Below are 19,690 nucleotides of genomic sequence, written 5' to 3'. Positions count from 1 at the left end.
CACATAATTAAAGAACGTTCCATTGGTTACGGCGACATAGCCTTCCGGATGGGAGAAGAATTTCAGCTCCTGATTCTCGTAATGGAATGCATTTGAATAATCCGTAACGGTCGTATTTCCTGAAACGCTTACTGCCTTACGTACCTTAATTTATTGGCACGGATTACAAATCCGCGCCATCGGGTGCTAAGGTGTTAACGAACGACTATATTAGATTTAAATTTTCCAAAATAGGCTGTATTGAATCCTCATTTAATTCAACACTCTTTAAAATAGATATAACTTTATCAATATCTTTTTCTTTTACTGCTTTATCAAATTCTTCAATTTGACCACTTACATAAAGTCTTTCATTTACAGTCATTCCTAAATATTTATTTTCCATATTCTAAAATTGTGGATTAACTCCTGATACTCTATTTATTTTAACATTTTTAGGGTCTATTATTAATTCAGGTAGACCTCCTTTATTTCCATCTAATGGTAGAGCAGCACGTGTTTGGATAATATTTTTATTTTTCACAGTTCCTTCAAGCACAAATTGTCCTGTATTCGTAGCTCCACTAGCACCTCCTGATGGTAAACCCGCAGCATCTCTAAAATTTGAAACTTGAGCTGGATTTTCCGTTGTCCAAGAAAAACCTGCTGCTTTTGCATCGCCTCCAAATACCCTAAAAACATTTGTAGTTTGATTTCCTTCAATAATTGCTCCAACTCCTTTTGATACTGCTCCTGCTCCCTTAGTACCAACAATAGCTCCAGCAACTTCGCCTAGCACTTCACCTCTTTCAGAGCCATTGCCATTAACTAATTTATTTCCGCCACTAACTACTCCGCTTAAAAGAGCATTACCAGCACCTGTAGAATTTGTCCCGAGTGCTTTGTCTACTGCTCCTGAAGCTTGTGACCCAACTGCCACCCATAAAGCTACATTTCCAATTCCTTTAGCGGTCTCTACAGGATGAGCTACAGCATTTACTAACCCTTTGGCACTATTAACCAAACCTTGAGTAAAGCCCATAACATGCGCGCCAACCCCATTCGGATTAACTGTCTTATCTATATTTAACACATTTTGAAACCAAACCCCTTCAAGTCCTTCTAATTCTCTGTGTGAAATGACTTTGTTTTCTGCAAAAGCATAAGTCGACTGATATGTGTAATCTTCAGCTAACGGATCAATAGACATAAATCTACCAATTGCATAATCATAATTTCGCCATTTAAAACTATCCCAATTAAGCCCAATCTCTTCCTGACGTTCTTGACCTTGATATTTATACTTAAAAGGGTTTACCGGCGTTCTGCCGCCTGCCTGTTCGAGTGTCGGAACTGCATAGCCTGGAACGCCATTTACTGGTGGAACAAAACTATATTGGTTAGTGTTATAAGCTCTGTGCTTTAATCCGAACGGGTAGTAATGACTTTCCTCAATGATTTTTAAACCCTCATTCTGGTCATCCCAAGCCCAGCTTAGACGAATATTACCAATATGGTCGGTATAATTGAACACATAATTAAAGAACGTTCCACTGGTTACGGCGACATAGCCTTCCGGATGGGAGAAGAATTTCAGTACTTGATTCTCGTAATGGAATGCATTTAAATAATCCGATACAGTCGTATTTCCAGAAAGAGTTACTTTTTTGCGAACCTTGACACCTGCGGCATTGTAAATATAGTTAATTTTGTCCCCCGCGCTAAAGTTTATTTCGGTGGGAAGATTTAGATGGTTATAAGCTATTGATGAAATCTTTTTATTTTCATCTTTAGTCATATTACCGTTTGCATCATACGAATAGTCATCTATAGTACTGCCGTAAATATTATCTCCAAATCCTTCCGGATTATTTGTTATATCATTTACCCTTAAAAGCTTATTACCATTATCATAGGTATAGGTTAGATCGTCAATATCAATTGAAAACACAGGATTGTCTAAATTCCCGGTACGCTTTAAGGTCGTTATATTTCCATTCTTATCATAAGATAGCAATTCATTATAAGAGCCAGGAATTGGATTTAATGTCTTCGGTTTTTGGTAGAATGCACCTGTTAACCGGTTTAGGTTATCGTACTCATAGCCGTATTTACGTATAGTACCATCCCCGCTGGATTGCCAGAACGTTTCGGCTATATTCCCGTTGTATAGTGGTGTAACTTTTCCATTTATACTACTTGCTGTTTTAGAAATTGTACCGTTTTGGCTCTCTGTTACTTCATTGTAATTTATGCGGAATCCAAAAAGATCATCTGGACTTTTCATAAAATTAGGACTGCCTGTTGGTGCTTCATTGTTGATGTCGGTCATCCAGCCACGGATGTTATAACGATAATCCACCTTTTGAAGTCCTACCTCTCCAGTGCTGTCTTCACCTCCAATATTTTTAGAAGTTAACTGTCCTAATTCATCATAGGTGTTTTTTACAATCAATTGTTCAGCACCACCATTGATTTGCTGTTTGTGGAGCAATAAACGATCCTGATCGGTATAGGTAAAAGAATCCGTCAGCTGTAGTAAAGTGGCACTGCCATTTTGCTTATGATATGTTTTTGCATAAACCGTTTTACCTGTAAAATCCAGCTTGGTATCAACTTGTGTGTAACCGCCTAAATGATTGGTGGTATAAGTTCTGATATTCCTGCCCTTGACATCATACAATAGATAGCTTTGTTCATTTAAGGTTTCAGAACCATTAGTTAGTATGCGCGTCCAACTCCCTGTGGGAAATCCAACAACGGATGTGGTTACATTTTGTCCTTCAATCTGCGAGGGTAACGCCGGTGCATTCGGATATAAGTAATCGTCATAATAAGCCACAGTTAACAGCTTAAGTCCAGTTGTTGGTACGGTCAGATTGGTGTAGTGAATCCCCACACCGTCAATAACTGTTGTCATCCCTGGCTTTAATCTTACCTCATAAAAGTTATTTGTTGCTGAATTATACTGGCTTTGCAAAGAACTTCTCGATTGGTTTGATGCAAACCAACCGGTATAGGCCGTTCTACCCAAAGCATCGTATTTCGTGATTACCCAGCCTCTTTCTTGTGTTCCAAATGGTGAATACATTTGACTGGTGGCAACAGCTCTATCTAATTTGTCATAAACCGTATACTCCCATTGTTTTCCAGGCAGTTTTTTCTCGACTAAGCGGTTACGGTGGTCATATCGGTACTGATAGCATAAATCATCCAACTGGTTTACGGGATTGTTGACCAAGGGTGGAATTACATAAGTCAGATTATCATAAAGATCATACACGTAGTAGGTATCGTGCGCACCATTATTATAACTACGTTTTAATATGACACGACCTTCCTTGTCCTTAAATTCTTCGGTAGTGTTATTGGTTCCCGAAGTCCAGTTTTCGTCCTTGGTTACCGTTTTATACAATTGGTTAGGAGTATAATTCCCTTTATCCTGCAATTGAATGGAATAAAGTCCTTGTGCAGCATCCCATGCTGTGATCGCAAAGTAATTTTTTACTTCACCCGCAACATTGGTCTGATATTCATACTTAACGGTATGGTCTGTATCTGAGTTTGGATTGATCTGCCAGTCGGCTCCTTGAGCACCTTGCTTCAAAAGTCGCGCTGATGGTGATGTTTCCAGTATTTTTTCACTGAAAGGGTATTGCCCGGCATATTGAGCATAATTCAGCGTAGCCTGTTGTGCGCTGCTTTGGTAACTCATATCTGCCGTGGTAGCCGGGTAAGGAAGATAGTCCTTTAACTGCTGCCCCTTATCATATTCAATATGAGTAATAATGTCCTTGCCTGTTGCCGATTGTTTGCTAGCAACATGTTGAACAGGGCGTCCAAGTCCATCATAATAAATAACTTCTGTTAATGGACGTCCTGCGTTTGCTTCCCGATAAGTGGTTTTCTTCGTATAATTTTGTGAAGGGGTCTGCGCTTGCATCCATAGCGGCAGACTTAGCAATAGTATTAATATTAATTTCTTCATAACCAATCTCATTATTAGTTGAGTTTATAATTATTGTCATAGTCCCCGATGATATTCCCTTCGTGATCCTTCACCTGTTTTAAACGGTTCAACACATCATATTCATAAGTCGTGATACGACAATTGCTATCGATAGATTTAATCAAAAGTTGTGTTACCGGATCATAATGATAGAAAGTTACCTGACCGCCCGGATAGTTCTGCGCCATGTTGCAAGGCGTGCCCGGAACTATTTCAGGAAAGGTTATCGGTTCGCCACTTCCGGAACCACTTGCTGCTCCGGTATAATTTTCAATTTTCATTAATACCTGTCCGAAAGCATTGTAGACGTACATCGTCTTTGGGCCATTTTTCATTGAAACCAAAGTCGCGTTGGCCTGGCTGTCATATTCTTCAATTAAAACACGATCTTCCAAAGCTCCTGCCGTTCCTTTGGACGATTGGATAATTTCCGGTAATATCAGATTCGGTTTATTATTCCAGCTCTTGTAAAGTGTTCTTTGCGCGCCGGTCAGGGTAGGCAAAACAGCACCCACACCTTTGAACGTGCGTTCTTCAACGGGTGCAGAAACCTTGTTCAACTCTAAAAGCTTGCTTACCGCTGCAGTCTGTGCCGCAGTAATTCCGGTCAGCAAATGCGGCTGGTTGGCATAGATTCTATTATGCCAGAACACTCCATTGTCTTCACTGGTATAGGTAACGGTTCTTGTTGGCAATCCGATCAACGCATTGTAGATGAACTCCTGTTTGACAGCAATAGACTTGTAATTATCGTCGTTTACACCCTGAATGGTCATCGGAACCGGTTCTATAAACTCTTTGCTGTTTTGTTCGACCAACTCTACTCGTCTGGCATTCAGATAATATTTGCTTAAATCAAAATTATCGACGCCGCTATTAATAAATAAACAGTTATAAAAAGCATACCCGCCAATTACACCACTCGTATGAGCAATATCGTCATACTGATATTTATAAGTTTGCTCTTTGGTTTTGTAGAGCGTATTGTTTCTCTTGATTAAATCAATTTCATCAAGCAGTGTGCCGCTGAATATCTGTTCGGCATTACCGTTATACATTGCTTTTTCGTATTGGAAAATGCTTCGGGAAAACGGCTGGATTCCCACCTGATAATCCATGAACTGGTTGTTAAAGTGTTTTTGCTTTCCGCCCAACTCGAAATCATCCCCGCCGTAGCTGATGGTCACATATTCATATTTTTTATCCAAAACCCTTAGCGGAAAAGTGGTTTGAGAGGACAGGCTTCTAAAACGAATTTCACTTGATTTTGGCTGTAAAATCGGAGCACCACCACTCATGTTGCAACATTTGATTAACTGGTAATCTATTGTATATTGCGGTTTCGTAGGGAAATTCAATAACTCGAACGGGTCTTTTAGCAAATCCTGTACCTTATTGTAATAATAGCGTTTAACAAATGCATTCTGGGTTGGTGCTGTATAATCGGTTGTTCGTATCACCCTTATACCCGGTTCGTCAACTGTTTTGAATCCTTTTGTATAATTAAAGTACATCATTGCTTCATACTGAATTGCAGATGAATAAGCATTTGATATTTCAACGCGATAAGCATGTCCTTTTATCGTATTAATGGTAAAGTCACGTGTGAAAGCAAAGTTGCCGGTACCGATTTCGATCGTACCGTCGGGCATTACAATATTGGTAGTTTCTGTTGTATTGGCTGTTTCATCGATCAGTTTAAAAACGATTCTGTCCGTATGTCCCATCTGGGCATTGGCGGTAACATCAATTTTCACAGCTATTTCTTCATCAATAAAAGCCTTGGATGTTGTCCCCGTCCCATTGGGATCAAAAACAAGATCGCCCAATGGTGCTGAAGCTGTTGTTCTGGTAGCCGGTATACGACCAGGACTATTTCGCCATATATTTACATTAACAGCTCCTTTTACGTAATCTTTTGCTTTTGGGGCTTCATACTGAAACTCTGTATATCCACCGGTAGGAAAAGTGATTTTCTTCAGTGAACCCTTTACAGCATACGTGAAATCGGAACTTCTGTCGGCTAAATTCGGATAATAATTATGAAATAGGATATCGTTGTTTTGCGGTAAAGCTGTGGTATTACTAATCTTTCCATTGTAGTAGCCGTAAGTATCTGTTGCCTGGCTCATTCTGCTGTTAGGTAATGCCAATGGATCATTATAGTCCATTACGTATTGTTCATATTTTCTACCGCCTGAGCCATAGTTCTTATCCTTATTAAACTCAACTTTATTCAAAAAGAAACGTTCGGAGGTTGTGGCAGTCTGTGGGAACAAATAACTCAGATCAACTTTATGCAGGATGTTAGAGCCGTTCTTTACCACAATATTGTTCAGTACCTTAGTATAGTTAAAAGGCGAACCTGCACTTGTACCAAAAGATACCTCTATATAATTATTGGCGCTTCTGATCTTTGACAGGTGCTTCCCGTTGGAAACAATTACCCCATTTGCAAAATAGGAATGTCCTTCATCGGTTGGCGGTCTCACACACTCCATATTTGGTTCCGTCAACTCATATTCGATAATGGTAACCCGTTCGCCCTGATCCAACCGGATATGTCTGTTTACAGGATCGGTTTCATAATCAAAATAAACAGTTCCATAATCGGGATGTTCCATCCGGGTTAAATAAAATCCTGTTGGGGAATAAGGGTTATCGTGCGTAGTTCCCGGAAAAGTGGTTTCTGTGGCATTTTCCCCGCCAAAATAATGTTTTATTCCATCGGGTGTGGTAATGCAAAATTCCTTACTTTGGCGCAATCGTGCTTTAAGGTCGGTTTCTGTTCCGACGATTTCAATTTTAAGATTACTGTCGGCCTTAACCAACCGTGGTATAAAATTGTCATCCATAAAGAAATTGCCGCTATAGCCCGGAAAAGAGAAGCTATACTCATCCGGCTTAACATCATAGACACGTCTTAATTTGGCAAAGATCATGTTCAGCCAAGCTCCATATTGCGATCCGTTCAGAAATCCTGCCGGATCGATCATATCACCAGTAATTCTTCCGTCTAAGTACTCCGATTCATCTGGTTTATCGTGAATCGTTCGGGTAATAACACCCCCGGCATTCAAAGTCCAGTTAATTCCTGTCCAGCTTGCAGTCTGGTTCACTTTAACCCCTGCACCGGTATAATTAAGCGTAATCGGAACTTCTAATTTCCCTGCTTTATAGGTATATACAGGAATGTTTGCCGTGACCATCCCGGTAAACTCATTGATCGGAATATCGCCGTATTTGGTCAGTGCAAAAGCGTTTGGTGATGCTGGCGTATAATCCGGCATCTTTAAATCCAGTGCTGCGGCGGGTTGTTGCTCCTGCGCCATAGCTGTGCCATAAACACCGATTAAAAGTAAGGTGAGTAATATATTTTTCATGATAATTTCTTAATTTTTATCAGGGTTGATACCCTTAATTACTTTTATAGAATCCGTTTGCAGATTGGTACGGATTTCTACGATATAAATCCCTTCCGGATAACGGCTTAAATCTACAGGGACAGTCCGGCTGTCAATGTTGAATTGTTGAAGCTGTCTCCCGGACAGGTCAAATACCGAAGCAGTACCACTTTGAAATTCATAGCCCACCACGATATTGGTAAAGTTTTGTGCCGGATTTGGCAAGGCTTCAATAGCTGATTTCTCCACTTCTTTTTTATAACGGTCTTTGAGTTTTACCACCCAGAAGTCGCTGCTACCATTTCCACTGTTTTTATCACGGGATGGTTTGCCTTTCGAAGTCCCGGCCAGCAGGTAACCACCCTCACGAGTTTCTATCAGTTTAGATAAAATATCGGAATCGTCGCTACCAACGGTCTTGCTCCAGAGCTCTTCGCCTTTGGCATTGATCTTTAGTGCAATATAATCGTTGATGTCTTTTTTATCTTTCTTTCCGTCCGATACCTCTGTCTGGGCATAACCGCCAATGAGCAGCGTACCGTCTTCATTTTCCACTATCGAAGTCAGCAAGTCTACTGCTCCGTAGTTATAAGTTTCCTGCCAAAGTGTTTGCCCATCGTCATCCAGACGGACAATCCAGAAATCGGTTCCTTTGGTATTCGCGCGACTCTTGTCGTTTGAAGGATTGGAACTGGAACTTCCGCCAAGTACATAACCGCCATTACGACTTTGAATCAAAGAACTCAGGTTATCATCACCATCACCGCCTAAAGTTCGTTGCCATTCGATAGCACCGGCTTTGTCGGTTTTGATGATCCAGTAATCACCTGTACCAATGTTGTCGCTTTGCTTGTTGCCCGAAGCCGGAGAGTTGGAATAGCCACCCAGGATATAGCCGCCGTCTTTGGTTTGTTCCACTGTTTTTAATTGGTCGAAACTTTTACCACCATAGGTCTTTTGCCATTCGATCGTTCCGGAAGCATTCAATTTCACAATCCAGTAGTCCAGATTACCGAAATTACCTTCTGTTTTATCACCGGATTTTCTCGAAGAAGAAGATCCGCCAACGATATACCCGCCATCTTTGGTACGACGGATACAAGCCAATTGCTCCTGACCGTTTCCACCAATCGTACGCTGCCATTGTTCGGCACCTTTGGCATCCAGTTTTATGATCCAAAGATCATCCTGACCTTTATTGTTGTCTTTCTTCTGTCCGCTTTTAGGCGAATTTGAAGTACCGGCCAGTATAAAGCCGCCATCGGCTGTTAACTGAACACTTTGCAAGAAATCCATACCGGAACCACCAAAGCCTTTTTGCCATTCGGGTGATCCGTGTTCGTCCATTTTCCAAAGCCAGTAATCAAAATTACCGCTTGATACCATTTCCTTGTTACCGTTTTTGTCGGATAGGGAACTGCCCGCGAGTAAAAACCCATAGTCGGGTGTGGGCAGTACATCTGCTAAAAATTCGGCGTGTTTGCCACCATACGATTTTTCCCAAAGTATATCTTGCCCGAAAATAGACCAAGATGAGAGAACTATCAATAATCCAATTAGCGTCTTTGTAATTTTAAACATGAAAACACATAGTTAAATTGATTAATAATAAGTTACATTTTGATCGTAAAAATATACAAGTATGTATATAGAATCCAAATGAAAAACCGTATTGACGCAAAAAAAGGGGGTATTCCCCCCCTCTCAACAGTAAATACACTTAACTAACTATCAACTAATTACGTATAAACACGTAATTTCAATTTTCAAAATGATGCCTTAGAAATTGATGAACATCACTTTCAAGATAAAAAGTCTTTTGCCCGATCCTTTTAAATGGTAAATTACCGGAAGCTCTATAGCGTTGTAAAGTTCTCTTACTAACTTTTAGTAATAAACATAAATCCTGGTTATCAAGAAGTTCTTCACTACCCAGCCTATTAGTAGAATTAAGCAACTTATCCAGTTTACGGCTCAAGAATTCTATTCTTTCCAGAATCCTTTCCATGTAAATCTCAAATTCTCTTTTATCAATATACATAACCGATCTATTTTAAGTTCTTCGATTTACATTCTCTAATCGCAATAGATACTGCTTTTTAAATTCAGATAAGGTAGCCGCATCTCCTTTGATCAAACGATCACTTAATGCCTTTTCTATATCAATAAGCCTATATACACATTTGCCCCGCAACATAGCGTATGGGATAAATTTATCATTCCGCAATCGTTGTAATGTTCGTGAACTGATATTAAGCAATTGACAAACATCTAGTGTGTCCATCCATATTTCATCCGAACTCTTGTTAGGTCCCTCCAGCTTAATAACGTATTCAGCAATCCGATCAATCTTAGCTACCAGAAGGCGATAAACCTCACTTTCCATTGTAATGATTTCCATAGTTTTCCTTTTTTACCAAAATTGCGATCCATTCAAAAGTTCTTTCACAATATCGGCACCGACTCGGATATGATTTTTTGAAATAAGGATGGTACAATCAATCTTCTAAAGCTTAGAAAAAGGATATTTATGAAAGTGGTTTTTACTTAGATAACCAGAAATCTCTTCTAGAAAAAACTACTATTCAGACAATTCGTCTAAAATGATCTTTATCTGCTTAATATATTTACCGTAAAAAAAGTTAATCCACATTGTCATTACAAGCATAACAATTCCTGTAAAAATCATTAAACATAAACTGAGCCATAATATTTTTTCATTAACAAAGAGATCAAAGGACTTCCCTTTTACCAGGTGTTTGTTAACGGCAAATAAAGCCAAACAAATAAGTCCATACGGTATCATTAGAAACCAAAATGACTTGTACTTTTCCATATACAAACGCAAGTCATAATATAGGTATATCAAACTGTTTTTAGTGTCCATTTCGTATTGATGAACGGTCTTATAAAATTTGTAAAAGCTATACAAATAATACGTTGACACAACAACAAGCATGGAATAAGCCATGAAATATACGGACTGTAAGGACTCTTGAAGCTTGAAAATATAAGGAAAAAACACAAACCCAATTATTCCCAAAATCTGAAAATAAAATTCTAGTTTCATATTCCTTTTAAGCTGCTCTAGCGGATGCATCGATTTCTTAAGCGTTTTGACACTTTTGGGAATATCCTGATCATTAATCTCGTCCCTTTTCCATTCTGATTTTAATTTTTCAAAATTCATAACCAAGCTTCTTGATGATTTTCTGTATTTTATCTTTGGTACGATTCAATTTTACTCGAGCGTTTACTTCGCTAATACCCAAATGTGACGCTGTTTCTTTATGCGATTGCCCCTCCATGTAATAAAAAACTAATGCTTTCTCAATTTGATTTAACTGTTGAGCTGCCTGATAAAATGCTCGCCATTGCACATCCTTTTCTCCTGTATATTCATCTGATACAAGGTCAGGAAGATTGTCTTTGTAATGCAGTAGACCTCTTTTTTCCTTTTTTAAGTACGTTATAGCGGTATTCACAGCAACTTTATACATCCAGGTAGAACGTAAGCTATCTCCTCTAAAACTACTATAAGATTTCCACAACTGAAGAATTATTTCTTGTTGTAGGTCCTTTCGATCTTCATAATTATAGAAATAAATTTGAGCTACTCTCCTAAGAATCCCTTTATGGTTCTCGATAAATTCAAGAAATGAGTTTTCGTCAACTTGTTGCACAGAGCGTATCGGCTAATATTCGCCCAATATATATACAAACAGTAAATTCTAAGAAAATTTTACTTTAAAAAACAAAAGGATTACAAATCTTGTAACCCTTTTATAGTCCTAAAATTTTAGAAAGTTTTCTGAATCAAGATACCATGCTATTTAAAACATTTAAAGGCTTTAACTCATTAATAGCAATTTTACCATAATGCATTTGTCCCAGAAATCCGGTTGGATAACTCATAAGCGTAAAATACCCTTCCATTATTTCTCCAAAAAAAACTGAACCAATAACTACTTCATCTTTACCCATTGCAACAACAAGATGATCGGTTTGGTACAAAACCATCAATTCCTTTGCTTCAATCGATTTCAAATAATGAGAGTAAGGGATTTCATCAAGTTCTCCACTTTGATTTACCAAGAAACGCTGAGCAATTCCAAAACCAGGATCAATTGTCTTATCCGTAGTTTTAGGAACAACTACCGGAGCTTTCTCCAATTCGCCATTATAGTTCCTTTTAATCGATGAAAACTCATCATGCAAACTTTTCATATCATTGGATATTTTGGAATCAGTAATACGTGCGTAAAGCTGCGTAGTAGTTATATTAGTATGTCCCAACATCTTCGACACCGTTTCTATAGACACCCCTTTCGCCAATGTAACAGTCGTAGCAAAAGTATGTCTGGCAATGTGAAAAGTCAACTTTTTAGCGATTCCACAAACCGTTGCGATTTCTTTTAAGTACTCATTCACTTTCTGATTACTAGGAACGGGTAATAAATTCTGCTTTTTGTCCTCGCAATCTGCATATTTACGAATTATTGCTTTAGGTATTTCCAAAAGGGGAATCCGAGACTGTATATTAGATTTCTGTCTATTCTTAAAAATCCAAAGATTTCCATCAAACGAATTTGTAATATCGGTAGTTTTAAGATTCCTAACATCAATATACGCTAGCCCAGTAAAACAGGAAAAAAGAAAAACATCCCTTACCCTATCCAATCTTTCTGATTCGAATTTCTTGTCAGTAATAAGCAAAAGTTCCTCTTCGGTAAGATAACCTCTATCAACTTTATTAAGCTTAATTTTATATTCCGCAAAAGGATCTTCCTTAATCAGTTTAGATTTTATAGCTGCCAAGATAATCCCTTTAAAAAACTGAATATACTTAGCTATTGTATTTGGAGCACACTTATACTTAGTCGCAAGATAGTCTTGATAATCTACAATAAAATCGTGCGTCAGATCATTAAGGTCTATGTCCGATAATTTGTATTTGGTCTTCAATAAACTTTCTAACCGCACACAATTTACCTCATGCTTATCCAACAGTACTTGGGATTTAATCTTGCTTTTCACAAGTTCTTCAAGGCTCTTATTTTTTTGTTTATAATATTCGATCAGATTATTACTGAGGACATCCTTATTTTTAAATCTGTTACGAATTTTCTCAGGTGTAACCGATCCTAAATCACTAAGCTCCTTATGAATCTTCTTTAAACTAACCTTTATCTCATCTAAGGTATCATTGAGAACTTTAGCTTCAGGAGACTTCCCAATCATCCGTTTTTCTTTGTCGTCCCAGTCATCAACAAAAATTTCCAAGTCAGAAGCAAACGGGCATTGCTTAGAATTAATTGTTAAACGTATCATAATCGATACTGTTCCATTTTTGTTTGGTCTATTCTTTCTCAAATAGAACAAGATACTTAATCCTTTCTTCATCATAACACTCATCATTAGAGTTAAACATAATTTATTATTTGTTAATAATGAGCTGTTTAAGCCTGCCTAATATTGACTAATGACCGACTAATGAGTAAATCGTTACCATTTTTTTAAGAGATTTCAATGGTAACGAATTGGTAACGTTTTCTATGTAAAAATTGGCTTTTAGTTGTCGTGACATGGAATAGACTCAAAGGAATGAAAAAGCGCCTTAACACATTACTGCATTAAGGCGCTTTCTTGATTTGGCAGACAAGTGTCTGACTATTTAGCGGAGAGTGAGACTCCCAAACCTTATTTTATAATACTTTGCAAATGTGCTAGTTACAATACCTTTTCAAATCATCGGTAACTATTTTGTAACGATTTAAAAGAACAATTTTTCATTAAATTGTCACCATTTGTCATTACCACGTTTACAAAAAAAAAGCCCTGAGATTAAAAATCTTAGGGCTAAATATGCGTTTTCTTCATTCTTTAGAAGATAGTCGCGGAGAAAGAGGGATTCGAACCCCCGGACCTGTTACAGTCAACAGTTTTCAAGACTGCCGCAATCGACCACTCTGCCATTTCTCCAATATGTCGCAACCATTTGCTGATTGCGGTTGCAAATATAGAAAGCTTTTTTATTTCTGCAAATTTTTATGGCAAAAAAATAAGCCAATTACTCCCTTATAAAACTTACCTCCTTTTACCGTTTTATAATCAGGTCTATAAAAACAGCTAAAAACGTTACAGTAATCGTAAAACAGAGCATCCCTAAGATGTAAGAAGCCGCCGCTTTAAAATAATTTACCGGTCTGACCGGATCAAAAAACTGCCCGATTGCCCAGGAACAGTAAACTAAAAACAACATTCCTGAAATCTGCATTAAACTGATATTCGTTACACCTTCGGCAATGGCGAAAACAGCAAACAACAACATCCCCATACCCATCACAAAGCATAACAGGATTAATATCTCAAAAAAATTATAGCGGTATTTGCGGAAGAACAGCTTTACCCAGGCTGCAATAAACACGCCCATGATAATATTGGAATACCCGTAATGATTCTGAATCCAGTCAAAAATAGCAACCAATGCCGAATTCTTTACCTCCTTCAGCTGCACATACCCACCTTCGATATGGAAAAAATGACTGATGATCGAATAAATCAGCGAACTGACAATAACAAAAAGTATCGGCTTAACAAGCCGGCTTCTGTTATCCGTGATAAACTCCCGGATGTTTTGCCCGGGTCTGATTATCAGCTCCTTTATCGTAAACAATATCCCCTTTTCAAAATGCAGTACGTGTTCGATCTCATGCAGGATATAATGAGCATCTATTCGTTTGAGATTTACCGGCTGTCCGCAATCGGAACAAAAATTCCCGGTCAGCTCACTTTTACAATTTTTACAATTACTCATTTCTTACTTCTTATATCTTACCTGAAACCTATAATTATCCATTAATAATCTTGTACAAAGTACAGAAAGATATTTAATTTGTACCTTACACCTCAGTGTAGTTTTAACATCCATGGAAAGAAATAAAAAAATACTGTTTTCCGATAAAAATCACATCTCAAGTATTGCGAAAGAAGAATCGTTTCAACTTGAGAATTACCTTGAAGTTGTCAGATCCTTTTCCCGTTTAACGTATGAAAGTATCTACGTGATCGACTATAAAGACATGGTATTTGAATTCGTTTCGGACAATCCCCTGTTTTTATGCGGCCATACTCCGGCCGAAGTTCAGGAATCCGGTTATGATTTTTACCTGAAAAATGTTCACCCGGACGATCTTGAATTACTCACAGTGATCAACACGGAAGGATTTAACTTTTTTGATAAATTACCCAATAATGAAGACCGGAAAAGCTATACCATCACCTACAACTTCCGCCTGATCAATGAAAAAGGAAAACCGATGCTCATCAGCCATAAGCTCACCCCGGTCTTTCTGACGAATGAAGGAAAAATTTGGAAAGCGATCTGTGTGGTTTCCCTTTCAAACAATCAGAAATCCGGAAACATCATCATCTCCAAACAAGGCTCCGGCAGTATCTGGAAACTGGACACCGGCAGCCGCGAATGGCTGGTGGAACAAAAACAAAAACTATCGCCAAAGGAAATCGAGATCCTGAGACTATACACCCAGGGATACAGCATCAACCAGATTGCCGAAATGACTTTTGTAACCTCCGATACCGTTAAATACCACAGGCGTAAAATCTTTGAGAACTTTGGGGTCAGCAACATTACCGAAGCCTTATTCTATGCCATCAACAACAAACTCATTTAAAAGTGTTTTTTGTATCTTTGGTCAGCACCCCGTTATGTAACCGCTATGGACCCTAAAGTTGATTTTTATTTTGATAAAGCCGACACATGGCAGAAAGAACTGAAACAATTGAGAACGATTGTACTGGAATGCGGACTTACCGAAGAATTAAAATGGGGTACTCCCTGCTATACCTTTCAGAAAAACAACATCGTTTTACTACATGTATTTAAAGAATACTGTGCCGTTTTGTTTTTCAAGGGTGCGCTGCTGCACAATACCGATGGCATCCTGATACAGCAAACAAAAAACACACAGGCTGCCCGCCAGATCCGGTTTACCAATGTACAGCAAATAACGGAGCAGAAAACCATCCTGAAAGCCTATATCTATGAAGCCATAGAAGTGGAAAACGCCGGATTGGAAGTCCGCTTTAAAAAAACGGATGAATTCACCGTTCCGGACGAATTTCAGCAGAAACTAAACGAAATACCGGCTCTGAAAATGGCATTTGAAGCCTTAACACCCGGACGCCAAAGAGCCTATCTCCTTTATTTTGCCGCACCCAAACAATCCAAAACCCGGGAATCAAGAATTGAGAAATACACCTCACAAATTCTCGAAGGCAAAGGATTAAAAGATTAGTCACATCCAAAAACCAACACATACCTCATACTTCACACTTCTAACCTCATACTTCTAACCTCATACTTCTAACCTCATACCTCAAACCTAAACCATCACCTCCCGGAACAGACTCTTAATCAACTCAATCTCCTTCGCATAGGTCGTATTCTTCCGGTTGGCAAAATAAAGCGTATTTTTCAGCTGCTTATGCCCTTTCCAGACCAGCTTTACCAGTCCGTTTTCAATTTCTTTACTGCACAGGAAATCCGGTATAACCGCCAGTCCTTTCCCGCTGCTCAGGCATCTGACGATCGAATTAAGATTCGGCACTATATAATTAGGTCTGAAATCGGGATTACTGCCAAAATTAAGCTGCCAGAAACGAAAAAGATGCTCCATATCCCCTGTTGTACCGTACCATTTCTGTGCTTTCAGCCATTGCTCCGCTTCGGCATATTTTTTCTGTTTGGTCAATTGCTGAAAAGGAACAGCATCGATATCTTTCCCCGCTACCAGTACAATGGTCTCCGATGAAAATGCCTGATGTTCAATATTACCGGAAGTCCCTTTTTGCGGCGTGATAATTAAATCCAGAATACCCTTATCCAGATTGTCGAGCATTTCGTGATAATCGCCAAAACGGATAATTACATTAAACGGAAGCGTAGAAATATACTGCTCCAGTGTGATCTGGAACGTTTCAAAACACATTCCGATACTAATGGTGGGCGTATGTTTTTCCGTGCTACGCTGGAAATTCTTCTCCGCTTCTTCCAATGAAGCAAGACTTTCCGCAACAGCGTTATACAAAATCTTTCCCCTTTCGGTAGGAACCATTTTCCTGCCGGAACGTTCAAAAAGCTTATAGCCCACATAACTTTCCAGGGAACTCAAATGCAGACTGACACCCGGCTGGGAAATAAACAAAGATTCCGCAGCACCAGTGAGCGTTCCGCTTTGATAGATTGCTTTAAACGTACGATACCATTCCAGATTTACCATAGCTAACTATAATTATTATAATACAAAGGTATAAATCATATTATTTTTATGATACTAATTTACCCTTTAATTTTGTCCTGTCATTTAATAACAAAATACAATGAAAAAAATATTGATCATAAATGCAGGACAAAACTTCGGTCATTCCGGCGGAAGGTTCAACAATACTATAGCAGAAGAAACACTTACTTTTTTCGGCGGTCAGCAAAACGTAGCGCTACAACAGACCACTATCGCAAACGGGTATAACCCGGACGAGGAAGTAGCCAAATTTGTATGGGCCGACACCATCATCTACCACACCCCGATATGGTGGTTCCAGGTACCGAACGGCTTTAAAAAATACATTGATGAGGTATTCACTGCCGGACATCAGAAAGGCATTTACCACAGCGACGGCCGTTCGGCAGCAAACCCGAAAATCAATTACGGAACCGGCGGTATGCTTCACGGCAGATCCTATATGCTTACCACAAGCTGGAATGCTCCGGAAACCGCATTTACCCTGCCCGGAGAATTCTTTAACGAACATAGTGTCGATGAAGGTCCTCTATTCGGTTTTCACAGAATGAATGCCTTTATCGGTCTGCAACCGCTAAAAAGCTTCCATTTCCATGATGTGGAAAAAAATGCCGACATAGACCGTGACATGGCTATTTACCGGGAACATCTCGCAACCGTATTCAACACCCAATTACACGAAAAAGCCGTACTATGAAAATACATTTAACAGCCATCATTAAAGCAAAAGCCGAATACCGGGACGACGTGCTGGCCGTATTACAGCACATGGTCACCCAAACCCGCAAGGAAGAAGCCTGCGAATTGTACAGCCTGCATCAGGGACTGGAAGACAAAAACATTTTTTCCTTTTACGAAATATGGAAAAATAAAGAAGGACTGGAAGCTCATAACCAGCAGCCTTACATTCAGGCATTTGGCGAACTTATAGCCGAAAAGCTACAGGAACAGCCAACCATTTTACGCACAACATTACTATAATACACCACAACATGGAATACAGAAAATTAGGAAATACAGCATTGGAATTATCGGCAATTACTCATGGCGCTTTTGCCATTGGCGGTAATATGTGGGGCGGCAACGAGAAAAAAGATTCCATCAACTCCATTCACGCCTCCTTAGATCACGGAGTAACCTCCATTGATACCGCTCCATTTTACGGATTCGGTTTAAGCGAGCAAATGATAGGCGAAGCCATTAAAGGAAAAGACCGCTCCAAAATACAGCTTTTAACCAAATTCGGATTGGTCTGGGACGGCAGCAACCAGGGAAAAGGTGAATTTTTCTTTGACGCCGAAGAAAACGGAACCAAAATCCCGGTATACAAATTTGCTTCAAAAGCCAACATTATTAAAGAAGTAGAAGAAAGCCTGAAACGTTTAGGAACAGACTATATCGACCTGTTACAATTGCACTGGCCGGACAGCACAACCCCCATCAGCGAAACGATGGAAGCGTTGGATTTACTGATCCAACAGGGAAAAATCCGCACAGCCGGTGTGAGCAATTATAGTGTAGACCAGTTAAAAGAAGCTTCCGGCACCCTGAAATTAGCCAGCAACCAGGTTTCCTACAGCATGCTCAACCGTGCTATCGAAAACGATTTAGTACCCTACTCTTTAGAAACCCAGACCGGGATTATCGTATACAGCCCGATGGAAAGAGGCCTGTTAACCGGTAAATACTTTAAAGAAAGTAAACTGAAAGACAATGACCACCGCAACGGATACTTCTCCCAGTTTGATCTGGATAAAGTAAAAACCTTTTTGGAAGCCATTGAACCGATTGCGCAAAGCAAAGGCGCCACGCTTTCCCAGTTGGTGTTACGCTGGACAACCCTTCAGCCGGCTATCAGCGTAGTATTGGCCGGTGCCCGAAACGCTGCACAGGCAATTGCCAACGCACAGGCGATGAACATTACCATCACGCCCGGTGAGCTGCAGCTGATTAACGATGAACTTTCAAAACTGTAATCATGAAAGCTAAAAATCTTTTATCAATCATAAGCCTGGCAGCGATAGCATTATCCGGCGGATTTTCGCTGCAAGCCCAGAACCAGGCAAACAACAGCTGGTATCCGTCGGGATATGGCGCAGCCGATGAAATCGGCGCCGCCAATCTGATCACTCCCGAAGTAGTCATGCAGGCTGTTAAACTGGTAAAAACAGGTAAAACATACCCTTTGGCTGTTCCGGTAGACAAAAACTTACCCGCCTTCCGGCACCGAAGCTTTCACCTGTATAACATCCAGCCCGGAGAACAGGGCGGACAGACATTAGGCCCGAATAAATTCAGTTTTAACGACGAACTGGTAAATGCCTGGACCGGCGTAGGAACCCAGCTTAACGGTATCGGTCATATCGGGATAGACAACATATATTACAACGGCAATAAGGCTGCCGATTTCGTTACCGTTGAAGGAGTCAAAAAACTGGGTATCGAAAAAGTACCGCCAATCGTAACCCGCGGGGTGGTTCTGGACATGACAGCTCATTACGGAAAAGCCATTGTACCCGGCGGTACCGAGTTTAGCGTAGCCGATATTCAGGCCGTACTTAAAAAGCAGGGATTAACGATCCGTAAAGGCGATGTGGTGCTGTTCAACACCGGATGGCTGGAACTGATCGGAAAAGATAACAAACAATTCCTGGAAGTAGAACCGGGTATCGGTATGGAAGCCGCAAAATGGCTGGCCGATCAGGGCATCGTTGCTTTTGGCGGCGACACCTGGGCTTCGGAAGTATATCCCAATCCGAAAAGTAATGACGAATTTCCCGTTAATCAGTTTATGCTGGCAAAACGCGGCATCTACAATCTGGAATTAATAGACAGCCGGGCATTAGTGAAAGATAAAGTCTGGGAATTCCTGTTTGTTTTGGGGCAGCCGTTATATGTAGGCTCCACCCAGGTTAACATAAACCCCGTTGCGATACATTAATTTCCACCGGTTAACGTTACAATACAAAAGGCTG

General features: G+C 39.7%; 16 protein-coding genes and 1 tRNA gene. 6 read left to right on the top strand and 11 right to left on the bottom strand.

Annotated features, from left to right (window positions below; genetic code table 11):
• Positions 1–205 precede the first annotated feature (205 nt).
• The 10 genes from B3394_RS10560 to B3394_RS10515 form a co-directional block, all read right to left on the bottom strand.
• Positions 206–385 carry a hypothetical protein gene (locus B3394_RS10560; RefSeq protein WP_286920159.1) on the bottom strand — a complete coding sequence of 60 codons (180 nt, stop codon included), beginning with the start codon at positions 383–385 and terminating at the stop codon, positions 206–208.
• Positions 386–388: 3 nt separating this feature from the next.
• Positions 389–3,967, bottom strand: a complete 3,579-nt coding sequence (locus B3394_RS10555; protein ID WP_286920125.1) for a DUF6443 domain-containing protein — start codon at positions 3,965–3,967, stop codon at positions 389–391.
• Positions 3,968–3,981: 14 nt separating this feature from the next.
• Positions 3,982–7,371 carry a hypothetical protein gene (locus B3394_RS10550; RefSeq protein WP_286920110.1) on the bottom strand — a complete coding sequence of 1,130 codons (3,390 nt, stop codon included), beginning with the start codon at positions 7,369–7,371 and terminating at the stop codon, positions 3,982–3,984.
• A gap of 9 nt (positions 7,372–7,380) precedes the next feature.
• Positions 7,381–8,973, bottom strand: coding sequence for a T9SS type A sorting domain-containing protein (locus B3394_RS10545; protein WP_286920108.1), 1,593 nt, complete (start codon positions 8,971–8,973; stop codon positions 7,381–7,383).
• A gap of 178 nt (positions 8,974–9,151) precedes the next feature.
• Complete coding sequence (locus B3394_RS10540) at positions 9,152–9,433, bottom strand: helix-turn-helix domain-containing protein (protein ID WP_286920106.1); 282 nt, start codon at positions 9,431–9,433, stop codon at positions 9,152–9,154.
• Positions 9,434–9,445: 12 nt separating this feature from the next.
• Positions 9,446–9,793 (bottom strand): helix-turn-helix domain-containing protein, encoded by a 348-nt coding sequence (locus B3394_RS10535; protein WP_286920104.1) that lies wholly within the window; start codon positions 9,791–9,793, stop codon positions 9,446–9,448.
• A gap of 778 nt (positions 9,794–10,571) precedes the next feature.
• On the bottom strand, positions 10,572–11,000 hold the full coding sequence (locus tag B3394_RS10530) for an RNA polymerase sigma factor (RefSeq protein WP_414654270.1): 429 nt from the start codon (positions 10,998–11,000) through the stop codon (positions 10,572–10,574).
• Positions 11,001–11,208: 208 nt separating this feature from the next.
• Positions 11,209–12,798, bottom strand: a complete 1,590-nt coding sequence (locus B3394_RS10525; protein WP_286920053.1) for a site-specific integrase — start codon at positions 12,796–12,798, stop codon at positions 11,209–11,211.
• Positions 12,799–13,289: 491 nt separating this feature from the next.
• Positions 13,290–13,374, bottom strand: a tRNA-Ser gene (locus tag B3394_RS10520).
• Positions 13,375–13,489: 115 nt separating this feature from the next.
• On the bottom strand, positions 13,490–14,209 hold the full coding sequence (locus B3394_RS10515) for a DUF3667 domain-containing protein (protein WP_286920051.1): 720 nt from the start codon (positions 14,207–14,209) through the stop codon (positions 13,490–13,492).
• Positions 14,210–14,321: 112 nt separating this feature from the next.
• On the opposite strand from B3394_RS10515, the gene B3394_RS10510 reads away from it, so the two are divergent.
• Both B3394_RS10510 and B3394_RS10505 read left to right on the top strand, forming a co-directional pair.
• Positions 14,322–15,086 (top strand): LuxR C-terminal-related transcriptional regulator, encoded by a 765-nt coding sequence (locus tag B3394_RS10510; RefSeq protein ID WP_286920045.1) that lies wholly within the window; start codon positions 14,322–14,324, stop codon positions 15,084–15,086.
• Positions 15,087–15,131: 45 nt separating this feature from the next.
• On the top strand, positions 15,132–15,710 hold the full coding sequence (locus B3394_RS10505) for a YdeI/OmpD-associated family protein (protein ID WP_286921937.1): 579 nt from the start codon (positions 15,132–15,134) through the stop codon (positions 15,708–15,710).
• 87 nt (positions 15,711–15,797) lie between these two features.
• Here the strand turns inward: B3394_RS10505 and B3394_RS10500 are convergent, their stop codons facing one another.
• A complete protein-coding gene (locus B3394_RS10500) occupies positions 15,798–16,694 on the bottom strand; it encodes a LysR family transcriptional regulator (RefSeq protein WP_177733439.1) in 897 nt (298 codons plus the stop codon).
• Between the two features lie 100 nt (positions 16,695–16,794).
• On the opposite strand from B3394_RS10500, the gene B3394_RS10495 reads away from it, so the two are divergent.
• The 4 genes from B3394_RS10495 to B3394_RS10480 are packed head-to-tail and all read left to right on the top strand — an operon-like array spanning position 16,795 to position 19,656.
• On the top strand, positions 16,795–17,412 hold the full coding sequence (locus tag B3394_RS10495; protein ID WP_286920042.1) for an NAD(P)H-dependent oxidoreductase: 618 nt from the start codon (positions 16,795–16,797) through the stop codon (positions 17,410–17,412).
• The gene (locus B3394_RS10490; protein ID WP_286920035.1) at positions 17,409–17,696 is read left to right on the top strand and encodes a putative quinol monooxygenase; all 288 of its coding nucleotides are present in this window, start codon (positions 17,409–17,411) and stop codon (positions 17,694–17,696) included. Before B3394_RS10495 ends, B3394_RS10490 begins: the two co-directional genes overlap by 4 nt.
• A gap of 11 nt (positions 17,697–17,707) precedes the next feature.
• Positions 17,708–18,691: an aldo/keto reductase gene (locus B3394_RS10485; protein WP_286920031.1), complete on the top strand. Its 984-nt coding sequence runs from the start codon at positions 17,708–17,710 to the stop codon at positions 18,689–18,691.
• Between the two features lie 2 nt (positions 18,692–18,693).
• A complete protein-coding gene (locus B3394_RS10480; protein WP_286920028.1) occupies positions 18,694–19,656 on the top strand; it encodes a cyclase family protein in 963 nt (320 codons plus the stop codon).
• Positions 19,657–19,690: the final 34 nt, after the last annotated feature.

It is taken from the genome of Flavobacterium sp. UBA4197, from assembly GCF_002379575.1.
Taxonomy (GTDB): domain Bacteria; phylum Bacteroidota; class Bacteroidia; order Flavobacteriales; family Flavobacteriaceae; genus Flavobacterium; species Flavobacterium inviolabile.
This window is presented reverse-complemented; position numbering and strand designations above follow the sequence as displayed.